The organism is Pseudoalteromonas gelatinilytica (genome assembly GCF_001641615.1).
Classification (GTDB): Bacteria; Pseudomonadota; Gammaproteobacteria; order Enterobacterales; family Alteromonadaceae; genus Pseudoalteromonas; species Pseudoalteromonas gelatinilytica.
The window spans coordinates 686,152-709,690 of record NZ_LRRU01000020.1; the positions used below are offsets into that span (position 1 = coordinate 686,152).

14 protein-coding genes are annotated in these 23,539 nt (G+C 39.4%); 7 read left to right on the forward strand and 7 right to left on the reverse strand.

Annotated elements, in window-relative coordinates:
* The first annotated feature begins 60 nt into the window (after positions 1–60).
* A complete protein-coding gene (locus NH153_RS16110) occupies positions 61–804 on the forward strand; it encodes a YciK family oxidoreductase (protein WP_063706185.1) in 744 nt (247 codons plus the stop codon).
* Between the two features lie 60 nt (positions 805–864).
* On the opposite strand, the gene pssA is transcribed toward NH153_RS16110, so the two are convergent.
* Positions 865–2,190 carry a CDP-diacylglycerol--serine O-phosphatidyltransferase gene (pssA, locus tag NH153_RS16115; protein ID WP_063705726.1) on the reverse strand — a complete coding sequence of 442 codons (1,326 nt, stop codon included), beginning with the start codon at positions 2,188–2,190 and terminating at the stop codon, positions 865–867.
* A gap of 288 nt (positions 2,191–2,478) precedes the next feature.
* Between pssA and trxB the strand changes: the two genes are divergently transcribed.
* The 4 genes from trxB (at position 2,479) to infA (ending at position 5,257) form a co-directional block, all read left to right on the forward strand.
* Complete coding sequence (gene trxB, locus NH153_RS16120) at positions 2,479–3,429, forward strand: thioredoxin-disulfide reductase (RefSeq protein ID WP_063705728.1); 951 nt, start codon at positions 2,479–2,481, stop codon at positions 3,427–3,429.
* A 105-nt stretch (positions 3,430–3,534) separates the two neighbouring features.
* A complete protein-coding gene (gene aat / locus NH153_RS16125; RefSeq protein ID WP_063705731.1) occupies positions 3,535–4,251 on the forward strand; it encodes a leucyl/phenylalanyl-tRNA--protein transferase in 717 nt (238 codons plus the stop codon).
* Positions 4,244–4,948, forward strand: coding sequence for an arginyltransferase (locus tag NH153_RS16130; protein WP_063705734.1), 705 nt, complete (start codon positions 4,244–4,246; stop codon positions 4,946–4,948). The genes aat and NH153_RS16130 overlap by 8 nt, the downstream gene beginning before the upstream one ends.
* Positions 4,949–5,038: 90 nt before the next feature.
* Positions 5,039–5,257: a translation initiation factor IF-1 gene (infA, locus tag NH153_RS16135; RefSeq protein WP_002962494.1), complete on the forward strand. Its 219-nt coding sequence runs from the start codon at positions 5,039–5,041 to the stop codon at positions 5,255–5,257.
* Positions 5,258–5,430: 173 nt separating this feature from the next.
* On the opposite strand, the gene clpA is transcribed toward infA, so the two are convergent.
* On the reverse strand, positions 5,431–7,695 hold the full coding sequence (clpA, locus tag NH153_RS16140) for an ATP-dependent Clp protease ATP-binding subunit ClpA (protein WP_063705738.1): 2,265 nt from the start codon (positions 7,693–7,695) through the stop codon (positions 5,431–5,433).
* Between the two features lie 71 nt (positions 7,696–7,766).
* On the reverse strand, positions 7,767–8,075 hold the full coding sequence (gene clpS, locus NH153_RS16145) for an ATP-dependent Clp protease adapter ClpS (RefSeq protein WP_161804337.1): 309 nt from the start codon (positions 8,073–8,075) through the stop codon (positions 7,767–7,769).
* A gap of 209 nt (positions 8,076–8,284) precedes the next feature.
* Between clpS and cspD the strand changes: the two genes are divergently transcribed.
* A complete protein-coding gene (cspD, locus tag NH153_RS16150) occupies positions 8,285–8,500 on the forward strand; it encodes a cold shock domain-containing protein CspD (protein ID WP_036968098.1) in 216 nt (71 codons plus the stop codon).
* 436 nt (positions 8,501–8,936) lie between these two features.
* Entirely contained in the window at positions 8,937–11,159 is a 2,223-nt protein-coding gene (locus NH153_RS16155) for an NADP-dependent isocitrate dehydrogenase (RefSeq protein WP_063705741.1), read from the forward strand.
* 196 nt (positions 11,160–11,355) lie between these two features.
* Here the strand turns inward: NH153_RS16155 and NH153_RS16160 are convergent, their stop codons facing one another.
* From NH153_RS16160 to NH153_RS16175, 4 genes are all read right to left on the reverse strand, one after another.
* Entirely contained in the window at positions 11,356–13,632 is a 2,277-nt protein-coding gene (locus NH153_RS16160) for an ATP-binding protein (protein ID WP_063705743.1), read from the reverse strand.
* A gap of 9 nt (positions 13,633–13,641) precedes the next feature.
* On the reverse strand, positions 13,642–14,910 hold the full coding sequence (locus NH153_RS16165) for an ABC transporter substrate-binding protein (protein WP_063705745.1): 1,269 nt from the start codon (positions 14,908–14,910) through the stop codon (positions 13,642–13,644).
* Positions 14,911–15,031: 121 nt separating this feature from the next.
* Positions 15,032–17,050, reverse strand: a complete 2,019-nt coding sequence (locus NH153_RS16170; RefSeq protein ID WP_063705747.1) for a hybrid sensor histidine kinase/response regulator — start codon at positions 17,048–17,050, stop codon at positions 15,032–15,034.
* Positions 17,051–17,211: 161 nt separating this feature from the next.
* Positions 17,212–23,322 (reverse strand): M4 family metallopeptidase, encoded by a 6,111-nt coding sequence (locus tag NH153_RS16175; RefSeq protein WP_240494382.1) that lies wholly within the window; start codon positions 23,320–23,322, stop codon positions 17,212–17,214.
* Between the last annotated feature and the right edge of the window lie 217 nt (positions 23,323–23,539).

Below are 23,539 nucleotides of genomic sequence, written 5' to 3' on the forward strand. Positions count from 1 at the left end.
TTCGATAACTTGGCTTTTTGCTATGGTAAAATGATGAAAAATCTAATCGATGGTACGTTTATGCATACTTATACAGCCGCAGAGAATGCGCTAAAAGACAAAGTAATTTTAATAACAGGTGCTGGTGACGGCATTGGTCGTGTTGCCGCATTAACTTATGCAAAGCATGGTGCCACTGTTATTTTACTAGGAAAAACAACCAATAAACTTGAATGTGTTTATGACGAAATCGTAAACGCGGGCTACCCACAACCGGCCATCGTGCCGATGGATTTAAAAGGTGCCACTAAACAAAACTACCGTGATCTAGCTGCAACCATCGAAATGCAGTTTGGTAAGTTAGATGGATTACTTAATAACGCAGGTATCTTAGGTTCATTAGGTCCGCTTGAGCACTTCTGTGTATCAACATTTGAAAACATCATGAAAGTGAATGTAACCGCACAAGCTATGATCACCAAATTCATGTTTCCACTGCTTCGTAAATCAGATAGTGCATCTGTTATTTTTACTTCATCTGGTGTGGGTCGCAAAGGCCGCGAACACTGGGGTGCATATGCAATCTCAAAATTTGCTGTTGAAGGCATGATGCAAACGTGGGCTTGTGAAGTGGGTAAAACTAATATTCGCGTAAACTGTATTAACCCAGGTGCTACTCGCACATCGATGCGTGCATCAGCATACCCTGGTGAAGATAGAGATAAGTTAGCAACACCTGAAGATTTAATGCCGACTTATTTATACTTGATGAGCGACGACTCTAAAGAAGTGAACGGCCAGTCTTTAGATGCTCAACAGAAGTAAAGTAGATAGCTAATATCTAAACACAAAAAAAGCAGCTTTCGCTGCTTTTTTAATTTCCGATTAAATAAAACGTTTGATAATAAAATCAACTTTCACACGTTTAGCCTGCCCCAACAGTTTTTTAACCGGTGCAGGATAATCATCCATCGTTTCTAAGTCTTGTGGACCAGTTAAGCGACGACAATGCTGTAAAATAGCCTGCTTTTCTTGTTCAATTTGCTCAAGAATGTGCTGCTTAGGGTCGTCAATTAAAATACCGTTTTCAATATCTAAGCCCCATGCACGCGGATTTAGATTATGGCCACTTAATAAATGCAAACGTTTATCAGCGCAAATCCCTTTTAAGTGAAAAGAATTACTTTCATGCTTCCAAAGATAAACATTCAAATTACCATTATTGATATGGCGTTTCTGTGACTTTAAAAATTTATACAAAATCGTTTCGTATAAATAAGGTAATGCACCAATCTTACTAAATGGTTCACTTGGCGGCAGATAAAAATCGTTTGCTGTTTTATCCCCTACCACAATAGTTACTTGCTTACCCTGTTTTAATAAACGACGTAATGAGCGCATTAAAGGCGCTGGAAAGTTAAAGTAAGGGGTATAAAGAACAAGTTCTTGCTCTGTGGTATCAAATAACGATTTGATTAAACGATTCAGTTTATTACTTCGGCGACCTAAACCTAAGAATAAGCGCACACCCAGCTCACCAGCACTCGCTTCTGCAGCACTTTCATAACTTGCCGATTTTAATTCACGCATCAATTGTTTTTGGGCGACTTTAATATCATTAAATTTAATAAGTGGTCGCGTATCAATCCGTGGGACCGCCGCTGAACTTAAAAGATGGGTTTCGATAAAATCGATAACCGAGTTACATAAGCCTGCTTGATGAACTAAAAAATAACGGTCTAAGCGATAACGGTCATCTTGCTGCAGATATACATTATTTAAACTCGCGCCGCTGTATAAAAATGTATCATCAATCACAAAGCCTTTTAGATGCAGTACCCCGAAAAGCTCTTTCGCTTTAACAGGAACACCATGTACTTTCACATTTGATTGATACTGCTCTTGAAAATCACAATACATGCTGGCATTGCCATCAGATTTTGCTGCGCCAATCAAACCTCGTTGAGCACGGTGGAAATCGACCAGCACTTTAACTTCTAACTCAGGGTTAGCAAGCGAGGCTTGATGTAATGCAGTTAAAATTTCACGGCCAGCTTCATCATCTTGTAAATACAAAGCGGTAATATAAATTCTATTTTTTGCTGAACCAATTAGACGCAATAGTTCAGTGCGATACTCTTTTGCATTTGTTAAGACTTGAACGTCTTCTGTAGTCAGCCCAAAAGCGGGCTTTTCCTGCCAAAATACCATAATTGCCTGTTCGTTTAGTTAGCTCATACCGCGAGCTAATATCAAAATTAGCTAAAACATATCAAAAAATTATTGCTTGGTCATGAATTACCGTACTTAGATCACATAACAATTCACGAACAGCTCACTTTATAAGCAAAAAGAAGCATTTAAATTATAATCAGTAAGGATTATTTGACAGCTTAGCGATTTGACTAAAAAAATAATCAGCGCTTTTGTTTACATCCGCCTTGTTTTTCTTAGAATCGGGCGCATAGACATCGTATTGAAACGTTTTTAGGAAAAACCATGAGTGACGCAAAACACTGTAAACTATTAATCTTAGGTTCTGGCCCTGCGGGGTACACAGCGGCGGTATACGCAGCACGTGCCAACCTTAACCCGGTTCTTATTACTGGTATTCAACAAGGTGGTCAATTAACGACAACCACTGAAGTTGAAAACTGGCCAGGCGATGCGCATGGTTTAACTGGCCCTGCGTTAATGGAGCGTATGAAAGAACACGCTGAGCGTTTCGAAACAGAAATCGTTTTTGACCACATTAATAAAGTTGATGTAACAAAACGCCCTTTCACTTTAACAGGTGACTCTGGCACGTATACATGTGATGCATTAATTATCGCAACCGGCGCGTCAGCTAAATACTTAGGTTTAGAATCAGAGACTAACTTCCAAGGTCGTGGTGTTTCTGCTTGTGCTACCTGTGATGGTTTCTTCTACCGCGGTCAAAAAGTAGCCGTTGTAGGTGGTGGTAACACTGCTGTTGAAGAGGCTCTTTATTTATCAAACATTGCAGATGAAGTGCATGTTATCCACCGTCGTGATAGCTTCCGTAGTGAAAAAATCTTAGCTGATCGTTTAAATGAAAAAGCGACCAACGGTAATGTTGTTCTTCATTACAACCGTACTTTGGATGAAGTGCTTGGTGACGAAATGGGTGTAACAGGCATCCGTATCAAAGCAACTGATTCTGAAGAGACAGAAAACCTAGATCTTGCCGGTGTATTCATCGCAATCGGCCACAAACCTAATACTGATATGTTTGAAGGCCAGCTTGAAATGAAAGATGGCTATTTAGTTGTTGAGTCTGGCTTAAACGGTAACGCAACACAAACAAGTGTACCTGGTGTGTTTGCTGCAGGTGATGTGTGTGATCACATCTACCGTCAAGCAATTACTTCTGCGGGTACGGGTTGTATGGCTGCACTTGATGCAGAACGTTTCTTAGATAACCTATAGTTAGTTGATCTAAAGCACTAAATACTAGGGGCTGTTGCAAAACAGCCCCTTTTTTATAGCTAAAATTTTGTTAAAATCAGAGCAAATAACAACGATACCGCTGACATGATCAAGCAACTTTACCAACTCTCGCCCGAGAGTGTTGATTTTCCAGACCCAGAACTCGCCCTTGATGAGCCCGATGGCCTATTGGCAATTGGCGGAGATTTATCAGTAGAACGAATTAAAAATGCCTACCAAACCGGCGTGTTTCCTTGGTTTAGTGATTATGAGCCCATCATGTGGTGGTCACCGAGTATGCGCGGTATTATTGAACTCGATGAATTTCATGTCAGCCGCAGTTTAAAAAAGCATTTAAAGCGTTTTCCTGTGCGTGTCACCATTAATCACGCATTTGCCCACGTTATCAATGCGTGTCGTGAACAACGTATTGATGCTGAAGGGACGTGGATCACAGAGCAAATGATGCATGCCTACATCGAAGCACACCATCAAGGTGTCGCACACAGCCTTGAAATATGGCACGAAGATGAACTCGTTGCAGGTCTGTATGGCATCATGCAAAACGGTATATTTTGTGGTGAGTCAATGTTTCATAATATTAGTAACGGCTCAAAACTGGCGATGTGGGCGTTAGTCAATTGGCTAAAGAAACATCAAGCGTATTTTATTGATTGCCAACTAGAAAACCCATATTTAATCACTTTAGGTGCAAAAGTTATCCCACGCGGAGAATTTTTAACTAGACTTAAGTTAGCGCACAGTTTTGTGCCTAAAAAAGACATGTGGCAACCGCAAGAGTTGATTAATATTTATGACTGAGCACTTACCCGCTAGGCTTGGTTTAAGCCAGCAATTTGATTGCAGTTACTTACCCGATCGTCAGGAACAGCTACTTGTTATACTCGATCCAAGTTGCTATTGCCCTGATAAATTTGAACAATTATTAGCGCTGGGTTTTAGACGCAGTGGCGACCAAATCTATCGTCCTCATTGCCCTATTTGTAATGCGTGTAATTCAGTGCGCGTTTTAGCCCAACAATTTATCCCTTCAAAATCACAAAAGCGCAAATTAAATAAAGCGAAAAAAGTTTTCACCGTTAGTTATAGTGAATACGAGCGTGCAGAATACTACCCGTTATACTGCAAATATATCACCCAAAGGCATCAAGATGGCTCCATGTTCCCACCCGATCAGAGCCAATACGAAAGTTTTTTGTTTTGCCAGTGGTTACCTGTCACATTTATTGAGTTACGAGATGACGATAAGTTAGTCGCCGTTGCAGTAACCGATTGCATGCATAACGCTATCTCAGCGATTTACACATTTTTTGACCCAGATTATGAACACTACAGTATTGGTAGCATCATGATCATGGAGCAAATTCAGTTTGCTAAACAACAAGCAAAACAATTTGTCTATTTGGGATATCAAATCGACGAATGCAACAAAATGAAATATAAAACCCAATTTTTGCCTGCACAAAAGCATATTGGCGATGAGTGGTTGGCGATTTAATTTACAAAATTAAGCCCTGTAGCTTTACTTATTGCTGTATTTTCGGCAAAATCTGCAGCGTTTAACTATTAAAGAGGTGTTACGCTAAACATGGCGAAAGAAGACGTAATCGAAATGCAAGGTACGGTCCTTGATACTTTACCAAATACAATGTTCCGAGTTGAGCTAGAAAATGGTCACGTAGTTGTGGCTCATATCTCTGGTAAAATGCGCAAAAACTACATCCGCATCTTAACTGGCGACAAAGTAACCGTAGAAATGACTCCTTACGATTTATCGAAAGGTCGCATCGTATTCCGTGCTCGCTAAGTTAGTGCGTTAACGAGAGATTTAGCTTTTTGCTGCTTTGAATGAGCAGATGTGTTTATTACAAAGAGCTAAAAGCGTTTGTTAAATGGTGTTCAAACTAACTTAGTTTTAATTCCATTTAATAAACAAAAAGCCCAGCAGTTGCTGGGCTTTTTGTTTTCAGTAAAAACAGCTTAAGCCGTTTCTAAGCTAGTCTCAAAATCAAAGTGAATTTTCTTATCTTTCACAGATACTTTAACCGAACCGCCATCAGCGAGTTCACCAAACAAGATTGCGTTTGCTAGTGGCTTTTTAAGCTCCTCTTGAATAACACGTGCCATCGGACGTGCACCCATTGCTTTATCATAGCCTTTATCTGCCAACCACTCTCTTGCTTTAGAAGTAAGCTCAAAGTTAACTGATTTCTTATCAAGTTGAGCTTGTAATTCAACAATGAATTTATCAACCACTTGCAAGATAACTTCTTTCTCAAGGTGGTTAAACCAAATGATGTTATCTAAGCGGTTTCTAAACTCTGGTGAAAACACTTTATTGATTTCACTCATCGCATCGTGTGAATGGTCTTGCTCTGTAAATCCAATCGACTTACGAACCGTTTCTTGTACACCCGCATTTGTCGTCATCACTAATACCACGTTTCTGAAATCAGCTTTCCGGCCATTATTATCAGTCAGTGTACCGTGATCCATTACTTGCAATAGGATGTTATAAATATCTGAATGCGCTTTTTCGATTTCGTCTAGTAGTACAACCGCATGCGGATTCTTAATTACCGCTTCAGTTAGTAAGCCACCTTGTTCAAAACCAACATAACCTGGAGGTGCACCAATTAAACGACTCACCGCATGGCGTTCAACATACTCAGACATATCAAAACGAATAAACTCAACACCCATACACTTAGCAAGTTGCTTAGTCACCTCTGTTTTACCAACCCCTGTTGGGCCCGCAAATAAGAATGAACCTACTGGCTTGTCTTCGTTAGCAAGGCCTGAGCGCGATAAACGAATTGCCGAAGTCAGTGCATCAATCGATTGATCTTGTCCAAACACCAGCATCTTCAAGTTGCGATCAAGATTCTTCAATGTTTCTTTATCGCTTGATGAAACACTTTGCTGAGGAATACGCGCCATTTTAGAGACGATCAACTCAATATCAGCCACACCAATGGTTTTCTTACGTTTCGATGCTGGCTGTAAACGTTGATTCGCCCCAGCTTCATCGATGACATCAATTGCCTTGTCCGGTAAATGGCGTTCATTGATATATTTAGCACTAAGCTCAGCAGCAGCCTTTAATGCTTTTTGAGTGTAACGAATACCATGGTGCTCTTCATAACGCTCTTTTAAGCCGTTAAGAATTTTCGTGGTATCAGCCACACTCGGCTCAAGTACATCGATTTTTTGGAAACGACGTACTAACGCACGGTCTTTTTCAAAGATATTCTTAAACTCATTGTATGTTGTTGAGCCCATGCAACGTAGCTTACCACTTGAAAGTAATGGTTTAATTAGGTTCGAAGCATCCATTACGCCACCGGATGCCGCACCGGCACCTATGATGGTATGAATTTCATCAATAAATAAAATTGAACCTGGTTTAGCTTGTAACTCTTTAAGTAGCGATTTGAAACGTTTTTCAAAATCACCACGGTATTTAGTACCCGCCAATAATGCGCCCATGTCGAGTGAATAAACCACGGCATCAGCAATCACTTCAGGTACTTCTTTGTTTACGATACGATAAGCAAGGCCTTCTGCAATCGCGGTTTTACCCACCCCTGCTTCACCCACTAAGAGCGGGTTGTTTTTCTTACGGCGACATAACACTTGTACAGTGCGCTCAACTTCGTTATCACGGCCGACCAATGGGTCGATATTGCCATCGATAGCTTGCTGATTCAGGTTAGTCGTAAAGTTTTCAAGTTTAGTTGGCTCTTCGCCTTGTACTTCTTGCACTTCTTCATGTATGTCATCGTGGTCCTCACCGCCGATGTCATCATCTGCTTTTGAGATACCATGTGAAATAAAGTTAACAATATCTAAACGATTAACGTCTGATTTTTTAAGTAAATAAACAGCTTGGCTTTCTTGCTCAGAAAAAATAGCAACCAGTACATTTACGCCTGTTACTTCGTTTTTGCCCGATGACTGCACGTGAAATACTGCGCGCTGTAGAACACGCTGAAAGCCTAACGTTGGCTGAGTTTCTCTGTCTTCCTCAAGATCTGGAATAACAGGCGTTGTTTCATCAATAAAATCTGATAATTCGACTTTTAATGCGCTCATATCTACGCCACAGGCGTTTAGCGCTTCTCCAGCAGAAGGGTTATCGAGCAGTGCAAGTAAAAGATGCTCGACAGTCATAAATTCATGACGACGTGTTCTCGCTTCGCGAAACGCCGCATTCAAGGTTAGTTCTAAGTCTTTGTTTAGCATTGGCAACCCCTTACTGAGATAATATTTATATACCGTTGTGACGGGCTAATTGGTTCACCCTACCTTGGTATTTATTCCTGCTCACAACTACATAGCAGTGGATGCTCGTTGTCTCGCGCGTAACGATTAACTTGTTCAGCTTTGGTATGTGCTACATCAGCGCTGTAAACACCGCATATCGCTTTACCATTATGATGAACTTGAAGCATCACATCTGTTGCTCTATCGCTATCCATATTAAAAAACGTCATTAGTACTTCTATCACAAAGTCCATAGGCGTGTAATCATCATTATTCAAAATGACTTTATATTTTCGCGGTGGTTGCAATTTTTGCTTTTCACTATCGCGAACCGTTTCAATAACACCAGAATCTTTCATGCCACTCATAATTAAATATAGTCTTGTCTTTAGAACTCAAGCAAACTTGAATAAAAAAATAAATAAATTGTTAAAAAATAGTCTAAAACACTTGACTGACTGGCTAAATAAACTACAGTCAAATATAGATTGATTAATCATTAGTCAGTCTAGCAAATTACACGGTTTAGAATAACTAAATTAGTCAACTTATAGAAGGATGTAGAAGTATGGCTTGTGGAAAAGTCAAATGGTTCAACAATGCCAAAGGTTTTGGCTTCATCGTAGAAGACGGCAGCGAGACTGATATCTTCGCTCATTACTCAACGATTGTAATGGACGGTTATAAAACACTTAAAGCTGGTCAAGATGTAACATTCGAATTGCAACAAGGTCCAAAAGGGTTACACGCAACGAATATTGCGCCTAACGATGAAATCTCTTAGGTAAAACCTATTCGAGTATCAAGCGAGCGACCTTGTTAAGTTCCTCGCTTACTCTTCCCTCACTAAATATATCCTTATTATTCTCTTGAAATTCCATTTCTTTACCCCAATTGTTTAATTGTTATTAGCCCTTTAGAGCCAAGCTTGTTACACTCTTGTTGCTCAAATTTAGCTTTTTCGTCATTTTTTGACGTACGGCTTTTGGCTAATTTCATAATTAGCTCAAATGAGCTATAAGAATTTTACAGTCTGTCAGCTGTGGTTATTTTAATACGACGTATTGAGTTGCAACAGCTAACAGACTGCTTGCTGTTGTTTTATCAAGGGGCTTAAACTTGGTAATTCAAAGCTATCTATTGCATTGTTGAATATGGCTAATTAAGGGTTACTGTTAGCAGTCATTACCAAACATTACGCCAACTATCTAGGAATGATGATGACATCAAAAATTATCTATACTAAAACAGATGAAGCGCCAGCTCTAGCGACGTATTCATTGTTACCAATCATCCAAGCGTACACTAACGCGGCGGGTGTTGAAGTTGAAACTCGCGACATTTCATTAGCGGGCCGTGTAATTGCGAACTTCCCTGAGTACCTAACTGAAGATCAACGTATTGATGACGCACTTGCTGAATTAGGTGAAATGGCTAAGACACCTGAAGCTAACATTATCAAATTACCTAACATCAGTGCTTCTATTCCTCAGTTACGTGCGGTAATTAAAGAGTTACAAGAAAAAGGTTACGCATTACCTGATTACCCATCAGAGCCAAAAACTGATGAAGAAAAGAAAGTTAAAGCAACTTACGACAAAATCAAAGGTTCTGCAGTAAACCCTGTACTTCGTGAAGGTAACTCAGACCGCCGTGCTCCTGGTTCAGTAAAAGAATATGCACGTAACAATCCACACTCAATGGGTGCATGGAGCAAAGATTCTCAGTCTTACGTTGCAAGCATGGAAGACGGTGACTTCTTCGGTTCTGAGCAATCAGTAACGGTTGCAGAAGCAACTGACGTACGTATCGAGCATGTTGCTGAAAACGGTGATATCACTGTTCTTAAAGCAAGTACACCATTACTAGCGGGTGAAGTAATTGACGCTTCGCGCATGAGTGCTGCTAAGCTGCAAGCTTTCCTTGCTCAAGAAATTCAAGCAGCGAAAGACAAAGGTGTGCTGTTCTCATTACATATGAAAGCAACCATGATGAAAGTGTCTGATCCAATCATCTTCGGTCACGCTGTAAAAGTATTCTTCAAAGACGTATTCACGAAACACGCTGATCTTTTCAAAGAACTAGATGTTGATGTAAACAACGGCTTTGGTGATGTATTTGCAAAAATTGAAAGCCTAGATGCAGCTAAAAAAGCTGAAATTGAAGCTGATATTCAAGCGGTATATGACAACAACCCTGCTATCGCAATGGTTGATTCTGACCGTGGTATCACCAACCTTCACGTACCAAGCGATGTGATTATTGATGCATCAATGCCTGCTGCAATCCGTTCTAGCGGTCAAATGTGGAATAGCGAAGGTAAATTACAAGACACGAGCTTTGTAATTCCAGATCGTTGTTACTCAGGCGTTTACCAAGCAACTATCGATTTCTGTAAAGAAAACGGTGCATTCGATCCAACAACTATGGGTAGCGTACCTAACGTTGGTCTTATGGCACAAAAAGCTGAAGAGTACGGTTCACACGACAAAACGTTTGAAGTAGCCGCTGCGGGTACTATCCGTGTAGTAGACACCGCTGGTACAACTTTACTTGAGCATGCTGTTGAGCAAGGTGATATCTGGCGTATGTGTCAGGTGAAAGACGCACCAATTCAAGATTGGGTTAAACTTGCTGTTAACCGCGCTCGCGCAACTGGCACGCCAGCAGTTTTCTGGTTAGACGAAAACCGTGCACACGATGCCGAGTTAATCAAAAAAGTAAACGCGTATTTACCACAACATGATACTGACGGTCTTGAGATCCACATCTTAGCACCAATTGAAGCAACTAAATTCTCTTTAGAGCGCATCAAAGAAGGTAAAGACACAATTTCAGTAACGGGTAACGTTTTACGTGACTACCTAACTGACTTATTCCCAATCCTTGAGCTTGGTACAAGTGCGAAAATGCTTTCTATCGTACCACTTATGAATGGTGGTGGTTTATTCGAAACGGGTGCAGGTGGTTCAGCGCCTAAACACGTTCAACAATTCGAAAAAGAAAACCACTTACGTTGGGATTCATTAGGTGAATTCTTAGCACTAGCGGCTTCTTTAGAGCACCTAGCGGTTAATACTGGTAATAAGAAAGCACAAGTACTTGCTGATACACTTGATAAAGCAACAGGTACTTTCCTAGCTGAAAACAAATCACCTTCACGTAAAGTGAAAGAGATTGATAACCGTGGTTCACACTTCTTCCTTTCATTATTCTGGGCACAAGAACTGGCTGCACAAAATGATGATGCGGAATTAAAAGCACAATTCACACAAATCGCAGCTGATCTTGAGTCTCAAAAAGACCAAATCGTTACTGAATTAAACGATGCACAAGGTCCAGCTATGAGCGTTGGTGGTTATTACCAGCCAAATGATGAGTTAGCATTTAAAGCAATGCGCCCAAGCTCAACATTTAATGACATTCTAGCTAAGCTGGTTTAATTCCTTAAACCTAATTCATTAGCTAACAAAAGGGCTACCTCTACGTGTGTTGAACACGAAAGAGGTAGCTCTTTTTTTTGCTTAAGCGATTCATGAATTGAATTTTATTATTCTAAATCAGAAGTTTTAGCTTAAATAGCGACAGGTTTTATCTCTCAAAACGATTAAGTATTATTGAGAATTGCTAGCATACCTCTCACTTATGGCATTCATTTTCACACCACTTTAGCAAAGCCGTTTTCACGCATTGGTAATCAATCGGCTTAGCAACAAAATCATTCATTCCTGCTGCAAAACATCGCCGTTTATCCGCTTCAAGTACATTGGCGGTTAAGGCAATAATAGGGGTATCTTTATATGCTGGCATTTTTCTTATGCATATTGTTGCTTGTGGGCCATCAAGTACCGGCATCTGCATATCCATAAAAATAATATCAAAGTTATTTTGCAGGTTGTTTTCCTCACTATGTTCCTTACATAGCGCAACGGCCTGCTCACCATCCCCTGCTATTTTTATTGAGCTTATACCAAACTCATTTAACATCGCTTCGATAACAACCTGATTAATATCATTGTCTTCGACGACCAGTACATTTAGTGATGAAAAGTCTAGTTGTTCTTCTTCGGTTTCTTGCTTATTTACGACTTCAAACTCAGATTGCTCAATAACCTGTGTAGTTTTTAGTTCAAAATAAAAACGAGACCCCTGCCCAACCTCACTCTCAACTTGCAAAGGAGCGTCCATTAAATTTAGTAATTTACTTGAGATAGCAAGGCCAAGTCCTGTGCCACCGAAGCGCCGTGTAATTGAGGTATCTGCTTGAGAAAACGCTTCAAATAGCTTACCGAGATTTTCTTTTGCGATACCTATTCCTGTATCAATCACGCTAAATTTGATGCTCAGATTATCGCTACCAAGCTCGTTAATTTTTACGTTGAGCGTCACACTGCCTTTTTCAGTGAACTTTATTGCATTCCCTAACAGGTTGATAAGCACTTGTTTTAAGCGTGTTTCATCAGCAAGAAAAATACAATGCAGCAGTTCATCTGCAACAGAAATATGTAATTTGATATGCTTGCTTTTTGCTTGCTCTGCAAATAGATGCTTTAGCTCATCTAACAATGAATTTAAGTGAATTGGTATTGGTGCAAGTTCAATTTTAGATGCTTCAATTTTACTGATATCTAAAATGTCATTAATAATGACCAATAGTCCAGTCCCTGAAGATTGAATAATATTAAGCATCTTCATTTGTTCATGTGTCAGCTTGGTACGCCCAAGCTGCCTTGCCATTCCTAAAATGCCATTCATTGGAGTGCGAATTTCATGACTCATGTTTGCCAGAAATTCTGACTTAACTTTGGTGGTGTGTTCTGCCGTTTTCTTCGCTTGGGTAAGATCTTGGCTTAACACCCGAAATCTATCTGCTGCAGTTGCAAGCACACCAATTTCATCGTTGCGCTTTAAATCATAAATGGGTGCTGATAAATCACCAGCTAAGAAGTATTGAAAACTTGCAGTTAAACGTGTGATTGCACGCGATATATGCAGGTGGAAAAAGATGGCAAGCGCGATAATATAAATAACCACGCCAACAGCAAGAAAACGCAGAGTTTGATCTGTTTTTATGACTGTTTCTTGCGCTTCCCTTTTAATCTTTTGTAATTTTGCTAAAGATTGCTCCCTGAGTTTATCGGCAAGGGTACTGAACTCAATGGCATCGCCAGCCATAACAACATTAACCAAACTTAAATAGTTTCGGTTAGCCTGCACGCCTTTCGAAAAAGCCTGCTGATATGTTTTTGCATAGTCACGGTTTTTGCTTAATTCTGTATTGGTTGACGTTTTATTTGATAAGATAGCTAGTGCCTTATTAACCGCAGCTCTTTTAGAATAATCCTTTTTGGCAAGAAACAAGGAAGCATCACGATGCAATTCATGCCATACATTGAGATGCTCGGTGATAACCAGTATTTCTTCAGTGTTAGTCGCCGTTAATTTAAGGCCATTTAATTCATTGATGGCAGCTAAATAGATTTGCGGTAACTCAACGTCAGTAAGTTCTGTTTTGATTTCATAACGCTTGGCAAGCACATCTAAATTTTCACCGTACCGTGAAATCAGTTGTGTCATTGAATTTAAATACACTTGGCTTTCAAGTTCATCACTTTTCAAATCAACACTTTCTAAGCGTGTTTTTATACTTTCAAAGTTCTCTATGATTTTACTAAATACCGTTTTACTACCTGAGAATCCATAAACAGAGATATCCCGCTGCATTTCAACGATATCTTTATTTATTCGAAGAATAGCCACAGCATAATTACTGATACGGCTTATATCGTTAAAGGATGCTTCAATTCTTTGCAATCGCTTGTTCAAGACAAAGTAGCTCGCCCCCATTGCAAGTAATACAAGCGTCAATGCTAATAACACCTTGGCCGCCAAAGACCTAGAAACAATTGTTAGCAAAGTAATTCCTTATGAGTTCAATAACTCATACCATTTATCTAAACTGTAATCATAGTTAGGCATTACCGTATTCCATACCGCTATATTTGAAAAGCGCTTGATATAGCTGCCTCCATCGCGGACTTGACCCGCTTGCACAGATATTTTTCCGTCTGTTCCGCGTAAATCGATGGATGCTTCTTGCCCTTCATACCAATATTGCCATTCAGCTTTTGACATAAGAGGCTGACTCCGCTCTGGGTTTGAAATGTAATAGCCTTGTCTTGCTATAAACGCGCCTGGGTAGCCAGAAAGCCACCAATTCATGTATTCATAGGCAGCATCTTTAACATGCCCCTGTGCATTTGCAGATAAGCACATTACCCCATGCCAAGCACGATAGCCTTCTTTTGGAGAGGCATACACAACGGGTATACCTTGCCCTTTGCAAGCGCTGACACCGGGCGAAAACATGCTTTGAATCGTGACGCGCTTCATTTTCATAAAATCGACGGATTGCGGTACCGAAGTCCAAAAGCCAGCGAAGTGACCCTGCCTTTTCTTTTGCAATAAAATTGCAAACAGCTGGTCAATTTCGCTAATACTCATATTGCCCATATCTTTAAATGTCATCAGCCCCTGCGCTTCGGCAGCCAGTGCAGCATCAAAAATACCGATTGTTGGCGCATTAACAAGGGCGACCTTACCTTTATTCTTTTCATCGAGTAACCAAGACCAAGACTCTGTTTCGTAAGGAGTACCCTGTTTTATAAATTGTGTGTTGTAGCCAAACGAGTCAACATTGTGTACATAAGGCATAAAACTTATTGCATTGGTTGGTGTAGTCGCAAGCGAACCATCTGCTTGTACGTATAGAAGTTTGTTGGGTGAGTCACCAGCGCCTAATTTAGCATCAGGTACAATTTTTCCCGTTTTAGAAAGTGGATTAATTTCCTGCCAATAAGTAAGCCGCTCTGTTTCGATAGGCTGAATTGCACCTGCTTGCCAGAGAATGTTAATTGAATCTGACCATTGCTCATATAAATCGAAACTACTTGGATCTGAAGCTGCTTTTTGCAACACTGCGGCACTGCCCATTGGAGTAAATTCAATATTAATACCCAGCTCAAGCATCGCTTTTTGCCTGAGCTCTTCTTGTAGAGTTACGTGGGTGCCCATTACCCTAATTGTAGGCGTGCTCTTCGCGAACACATAAGGAGCCTTGAAAGCAAGTGTTGAAGCCACAGCACCAACACCTAATGTCTTAAGAAAGTCACGGCGGTTATCAGAGTAGTCCATTTAGCAATCCAACATTTTAAACCCATTAAAAGTATAGGTTAAATTTCGAAATTGCCTAAAATAAGTACTAATTTACCTTGTTATAATTTTTCTATCCTGAGCAGCCATACAACACGAATGCTTACATTGAAAAATGCTCTTTTGCAGTTGCTATTGCTTGTTCAATGGCCGTGTTTTTAACAGGTTTTGAAACAAATAAATCCATTCCAGCTTGTTTGCAGGCTGCCTTATCATCTGCAGAGGTGTTGGCTGTTAAAGCGATGATATAGGTTTTATCCGTTGGGCAGATTTGCTCCTCTCTTAAAATACGGGTTGCTTCAATACCATCCATTTCAGGCATTACACAATCCATAAAAATTAGATTGTAATTGTTTTGCTTACACTTATTTATCGCATCAATCCCATCGCAGGCATAATCGGCCGTTAAACCTAATTTCTCAAGATGCGCTTTCAAAACAAATCGATTTATTTGATTGTCATCAACAACCAGTATTGATAGAGGCAAGGTTGAAAAGTCGATATCACAGGTAAGTAGCGCATCATGTGATTGTGGCTGCCCGAGCTTTAGAGGTAGTTGAATATCAAAACAACTGCCTTTTTGATATTCGCTACTGACCTGTATTGTGCCACCCATATAATCAATCAGTTCTTTGACAATAGCGAGCCCAAGGCCTGTTCCGCCTTGCTTACGCTCTTTTGTAACCTCTTGTGTAAAGGGTGAAAATAGCGATTTCATAAAGCTCTCGGTCATCCCTATTCCTGTATCGCTAACCTGTAAATGAAGGCTCACATCACCATCATGATGTTTAGCAGATACCTTAAGCTTTATTTCACCCTGCTCAGTAAACTTTAACGCGTTACTCAGTAAGTTTGAGGCTATTTGAGTGAGTCGAGTATTGTCACAATAAATCCAACATTCATCACTAATATCAATGTCGACGTCAAAATTGAGATTCTTTTCCTGGTATAAAGGTAAATATAATGACGCAAGATCAACAAAGATTGTTTTTAGTAAAAAGTGACTAGGCTCTAATTTGAGTTCACCATGATTTATCTTAGAAAAGTCGAGCACTTCGTTGATGATGTTTAACAAAATATCAGCACTTCGTAGTGCAACTTTGAGTTTTTCTTCTCGCTTTTGCTCTGACTTTTCATAAAGTAAAGTCGTTAGCATGCCTGTAATGCCATTTAACGGCGTGCGCAGTTCATGGCTAATTTTAGCCAGCAAGATACTGCGATCTTCAAGTGTACGTTCAGCATCCGCTTTTTGCTTTTTAAGCTCTTCACGAAGTAGCACCTCTTTCGTGACATCTTGAAAAGTACCAATTAAACGAATGCATTGCCCGTTTTCAAATTCAGCTTCGCCATACGTTGAAACCCATATAGGATTCCCTTTTGCTGTGATGAGCTGAATTTCGATATTCCAATCTTTACCCTGCTCGATTGCTTCTTGGACTACGTGTTGTATTGCATCACGACTTTCACCTTCTTTATAAAACTCAATGGCCGTTTCAAGATTAGGGGAATAATCTGCAGGGACTTCGTGGATAGCTTTCGTTTGCTTGCTCCAGTACAATTTACTGGCCAACAAATCGAGTTCCCATGAACCAATTCGAGCGACCTCTTCCACTTGCGCCAGCATGTAGTTTTTTTTCAATAACCGTTCAGATGAAGCATTTCGTGCCAATTCATTCCCTAACCACTGAGCAAATAGCTCAACATAATCATGGGACTCTTCACTAAATGGCTCTGATACATTCGGGGCAGAGAAGTTAACTGTACCAAATACTTTTTTGCCAACATAAATAGGTGCACCTATGTATGACTCAAGTTGGAAATTTACATAACAAGGGTGCTGTGCAATATGGCTTTTTGATGCATGATGAAACGACAAAGCCTTGTTCGCTTCAAGAGTATGAGTACAATAGGTTCCCTCAATATCAAACTGCGTTCCAACAGCAATCGCATCATCAGGTGCAACCACATGAATGACCGTATAGAGCTTGTCATCAACTTGACTCACAATCGCAAATTCGAGTTCGAAAACATCTAAACCAAATTGCAGTAACTTGACTACTTTACTAGAAAAATCAATTTCTTGGTTTGATACTATATCGTGAAATTGGCGCAGAAAGTTCAACCTAGCTCCCTAGTTATACGAATTTTATTTTGCTCTAAAGAAGCATACCAAGAATTTCAAATAACAACAGCAGGAATCATAATTTAAGATTGAATTTGTATTATTAATAATGATTTTCACTTATTAAAAAGCCCCTTAAAAAGGGGCTTTTCTTAGCTCTTTTAGTGTCTGTATACTCGCCTTCTATAAACGAAAGGTAACAGAGCAATTAGAAATACAAAAACGCCACCGCTACTAGACTCAGTTTTATCACCATTGCTACTAGTAGTTACATTTTTGACAGTAACATCTATTGATTGTTCTGTCGTTCCTTCTCCATCCGAAACAACTACTTTGAATCTGATTAACGAATCCACTGAGACAGTTGGAGATTTAAATTTTAACGTTTGAGAAGTAGATTGAAGAATATCAGCTTGAAGCCCTTGCGTTTGCGTCCAATTGTAAGTTAATGACTGTGATTCTTTATCTGTCGCAGAAACAGTAATCACACCTTCTGCATTCTCATTAACTGTATAACTATTAGCAAGTTCAATTGTTGGCAATTGGTTTACATGCATGAATAAAACAGATTGCTCATGAACAAATTCCTCGTAACCATCGTTAATGGTTAAAGAAATTGTTTCCTGCTTCGACTCTAAAAGCTCAGACACTTTCAAGATTGCTATACTTTCATTCTGGTTTTCGATAGTAACTTCGGGTATCGAAATAGCCCAGTGATACGTTAATTCATCTGCGTCACTATCTGATGTGCCTGACGCATCTAGAACGAAAGTATGCAGCTCTTCTATCGTTTCTGGAATAATAAGAGATAATGTTGGTGCGCTATTAAGACTTTCTTGTGCAAGTTTTGCGACAACCTCAACAAAACCATTTTTCACGCCGTCTAAGTCAAATTCACTACCATCTTCAATCCTAATCACTGAACAATTACTGCACTCAGAACTAAACTCGCTGCTTGCAATTATCTCTACCGATTTCCAACCACTTAACGTTAGTACGCGTGCTTGTAGCTCATCGCTCAATAAAGCGTTTTCAAGCATTGGTAAAGCAAGGTCTACTGATTCTGTGCGCTGAGCGAGCTCAACATTAATGTTTATCATGTCACTCTTCAATTGGAAGTGAGGATCTTCAACCCTCATCTCGGTGAAGGCATCAAGCAACATCTCTTCAGATACATTCATATTTTCTATGAAGTGCTCACTGTGAGTGCGAATAACGTCACCTGCTCTGATGATATGGAAAACATTGTTCGTATGTACATAAGAATCAGATGCGAGTACCCCCTTCGAGGTGTTTGCTGAATTATCTAAGAAATCAACAATCCCATCACCATCACTGTCGCCTATCCACTCTATGCTATCAGGGATATTATCACCATCGGTGTCCGCACTTTCATCATCAAAGATAACAATATTAATTAATGGCACGGTCTCAGTTTTAGTCAGAACCGACTCTCCATTTTGTAAAATGTCATACTGTAAGGTAATGTCTCCTTGCCAAGCATCTTCAATACCAAAATAGCCACTCCAAATTGATGTGTCATACATATACACATCAACTTCATTGATGACTTGTTCAGCAGATAATAATGTTACTTTTAGCTCTAAACTTTCATAATCTGAAAAGCCATATACTTGTATATAAAGTTCGGCGCTATTCCCTTTGACCAAACTTGCCATTTTCTTACCATTTTGTTTATAAGTGGCACTGATAGTACGTGGAGCATCTTCATCTAAATGAATTATTTCAGATTTACTAAACTCCCCTGTATAACCGCCGTCGTATACTTCAAGCTCAATTGAATCGATTGACGATTCCACGATACTTGGGAAGACTACATTCTTGATCCCTTCAATACTGTAGTCACCAACATAATGGCTATAATTTCCAGCACTTAAATTTAACCCCAAATAATCATATAGCGGTTTACCTCTTACATTAAGGGCAACGACGGGCAGAGCATTTCGATAAGCATAGGTATAAGGCTGAATATCAATACGAGGATTTATATGTAGGTTTATTGTGCCTGAGGCTGTATTACCAGCATTATCGCTTGCTGTAATATCTAATGAGTAACGCCCTGATTCAAATTCTATATCTAGCCCTGATCCGACAGTTATTTCTTTGATGCCTGATACCCTATCAAAAACAATAAACTGCTCTAGCAAGGTTTCAAACAATTGTTCTTCAGTAAATTCGCCGTTCATAGCGACGACATCGTTTCGGATGGTTGGAGCCGTCGTATCAGTTACAAAGAATGTTTGCACAGCTCTTGCGCTATTCCCTGCAATATCTTCAGCGACCCAAGTTACTTGATTCTCGCCATATACTAGCGTTCTAGATAAAGGGTATACCTCAACTGCTGCTCTATTGTTATCTGTAACCTCAGGATAAAGACTTCTAGGAATAGATGTGTTTTCATAGACACCTTCAATTGTCACAGGTGTTAAATCAGAGAAAACAGGTGGTAAATTTTCTCCTAAATTTGGATCATCTGGATGACTATCCTCACTATCAACCACACCATCTGAATCAGTATCTTCAGCTGTTGGGTTTGACCCTATTTCAAATTCAGTTATGTTAGCCAAACCATCTCTGTCTAAATCTTGACTTGCATCGAATGAGTCAAGGACATTTAAGCCAAATTGATACTCCCAGAAATCTGGAATGCCATCATTGTCGGTATCTAAACGAGTATCAACCTCAGAAATCCACATGACTCTATCAATATAAAATGGTTCATAACGGTAAAAGTCTGCATCAGCTAGATTAATTTTAATGACGTTGAAGCCATCATTGACAGGTATAAGTAAACGAGATTCACTATATTGAACAAGGAGATTTTCGTTGTTCAGTTGAACTTGAAAGTGGTCATTTTTGTTAACTCTATAGTCAACGGTGATAAAACCCTGCTCAAACAAACCAGCAATAGCAAAACCTGCATTTACTTCTGTATAATCTTCGCCATCAAACTTAGGATTGAAAGAAAGGCTATTCACTCCGTTTGTAGACCAACTATCACTTGAAATCCAGTCAACATTATTTGCTGCTAACACCGTAAAGCGGTTTGGTAACCCACCATATTCAAAACTTTCGAAAAGGTTATTTATTGCTGAAGGTGTTGAAGCGTAATCTGATGGTGAGCTTTGTGCATAATACTCTTGTACGTCTGTATAACCATCTTCATCTAAATCAGCACCAGTAACATTTGCATTAATCGGTGAGGTCATAAGTATATTTACTTCATAACCGTCAGGAAGTTCATCTCCATCACTATCAGAATGTCTAGGATCTGTTCCAATACCATACTCTTGCAGAGCTGTTAATGCGTCATTATCGTAGTCAGAAGATGCATCATTAGCATCAGTTAAATTAAGCCCATTTTCAACTTCCCAAAAATCTGGCAGCCCATCACTATCTGTATCAGCATCGCTCGTTTTAGAAATAAACTTAAAATTATCTAGCCAAACAGCATCCTCTCCTGTAGATATTGAACCATCTTTTGAATATGAAAACTCAATAACGTTAATACCTTCAGGGATTTTAACAGTTACCGACCCTTCCTTCGTTCCAGCGATCCACTCAATATCACTATTTGAACCATTAATTCTCAGCGCAAAAGAATCGCAACATTCTTCAGATTCTATTTTATAGTCAAATACAAGGTATGCTTCTACGAAGACACCTGTAGCACTGAATGAGCTCATCTGACTATCTGAGATTTTACCAGAACGAATGCTATGCGAACCATCGGTAGCAAAACTATTATCAATGTACCAATCTGAGTTGTTCTCTGATGAATGGTTAAACCATTGAGGTAGTTGAGAGTCTTCAAATGAACTAGTTAGATTCAATTGCTCTGGAAATGACGCTGCATCTTGTGGGTCTGTTTGTAACTGAAACTCGGTATAGTTACTAAATCCATCATTGTCACTATCAAGCATTGCATCAGTAGAGTCTGTTAAATTTAGACCATGCTCATATTCCCAGCCGTCTGGAATTTGGTCTCCATCTGTATCAAGGTTATTAGGATCGCCCTGATTTAAAAATTCATTGAGGTTACTCAAACCGTCATTATCATTATCCAATGATGCATCGTCTGGATTCGAAGGATCTAGTCCGTGTGCAACTTCCCAAGAGTCGGGTATTGAATCACCATCATTATCTGCAAATTCATTACTGATATAAATGTTATCAATGAAAACTGTATCTAAGCCTGATGATACAGAACCATCTTTAATGTAAGCGAATTTAAGTGTATTTAAGCCTACAGGAATAACCTGCTCGAAAGAGCGCCAATCGGTGATACCAGAATCAATAACAATTAATTGCTCGTTTAGGTAAACATACAAATGATCAAAACCAGCTTCTGTAGAAAGTTTATAAATAAAGCTTAAATACTTAGTCTGGTCTGTTACAAAGCTGTATTCAAAACTAGTTGCTTGACTATCGTCAATGTCATTATTAGCCAAAGAGAAACTATAGTTTTCATCTATTTGTGAAGTTTCCCAAGGCGTAGAAGGGTCTGTAAAATTAAAACTCTCAGGAACAAGATTGTCATTAAAGTTAAATGAGATTGTTGCAGGTATTGTTGGCGTAGAATCAGCATCACTTGGGTCTGAACCTAATAAAAATTCAATTAGGTTAGTGAAGCTATCATTATCTAAATCACTTTGTGCATCTGAACTATCAAGTGGATCTAAGGCGAAATTGACTTCCCAACCATCCGTCATTTTATCGTTATCAGAATCAGGGTTAGTTAGGCTCGTTTGATACACATGATGTTCTTGGTAATCAGTTAAACCATCGTCATCTGAATCAGAATCATTTGGCAAAGAATTTAAACTGTATTCTTCTAGGTTGGTCAATCCATCTTCATCTAGATCACCTGAGGCATCTGTAGGGTCTGATGAATCGAGTGAATATAACAACTCCCAATTGTCATCCATTCCATCGTTATCATTATCAATGAATTGAATATTATTACATACAACACCTACCGTATTGAATGCATCAACAACATCATTTGCCGCATAACCTAAATCAATGGCACTGTTTATTGCACCACATGCACCATCGATAAAGTCCGTTGAATTTACCCAATAATTTTGGTTTGCGTAGAGCATAATTTGAAAAGCTTTACGTGGATCCCACTCTGGCTTATTTGCTAGTAAATAAAATGCTCTGTTGAATACACCACTACTGTAATGAACATCAATTCCAGAATAAAACTGTGATGCGTGGTCTATTGAAATACCATCATTTGACGGTGTTTCAAAATAACGCAATGCAGTTCTATTTTTTGTGATGTCGGCACCAGACAACCAATCTGTAGTGCCTCTGACAAAGTATTCAGCAGTTTCACCAGCCATGTCTGAGAAAGACTCATTGATCCCTCCCGATTGGTCATAATAAAATAAATTAGAATTTTGCTCAGTTACACCATGACTTACTTCATGAGATACGATATCTAAAGAAACTAGTGGGTAAAAACTATCAGCACCATCACCAAAGCTCATCGCAGAGCCATTCCACGTCGCGTTTTCCCAACCATCACCTTGGTGAACACGTAACAATAACTTAAAAGTCAGTGGTGCCGTGTTATACCATTGCTCATACATATCAAACACTGAGGTACCAAATGCATGGGCATCGTTTAAAGGCGAATAGGCACCATTAACCTCTTTGTGAGTATTTCGAGCACATGGGAATGAAAACGCAGATGAAGGCTCGCTCCCTGACTCCATCGAAACAGTTTTTACTTTATCATTTTCTAAAAAACATGTTTCTCCTACTTGGGAAACAGCAAATGCGGGATAATCATCGCCATATTCATAACGGCCAACTTTCTCATTACCACCAGGTCCCATCGCCTGTGTGTGCTTGATATTATTCCACGCTTTAAACACTTCATAAGTCTTTTCACTGATAATAGCTGAAGGCCTTGATTCATGTTTTGCATTTAAAATTTCAAGTTCAATTAAATATGCGTAATGAGCTTGATCGTTTTTAACATAAATGTAGCGCTCTGATTTTACGAGCTTATAAGAAGAATCTAGTGACAGTTTAGAGGCTTTAAGTACTGCTAAAACAGCGGTCTCTAAATCAAATTGATTATTCGCTCTTAATTGCAATTGTGTTTCATTGATATCAGTCGCAAAAAAGCCACTCATATGCTGTGACTGCGCTTGAACACGAATTTGTTGGCCCCAAATTGGAATGCCAGAATAATATTGCTGTAAAATTTTATTTGATGAGTTTTTTCTTAACACACTACTCGAGTTAAAGTGAGGCAAAGTTACCTCTTCAAAATAAGAACCTTTTTTTTGATTATTTTGAAGATTCTGATTTATTAACAGCAGGTTTTGAAGTTGTGGTTGGTTGAGGGGACTGACCCTTTCGACTGTTGCAGCTTGAAGAGAGTATGCGTTAAACATACTAAAAACTGCAGCACCTGCAATTAATCCCTTATGCATAATAGTTCCTTAA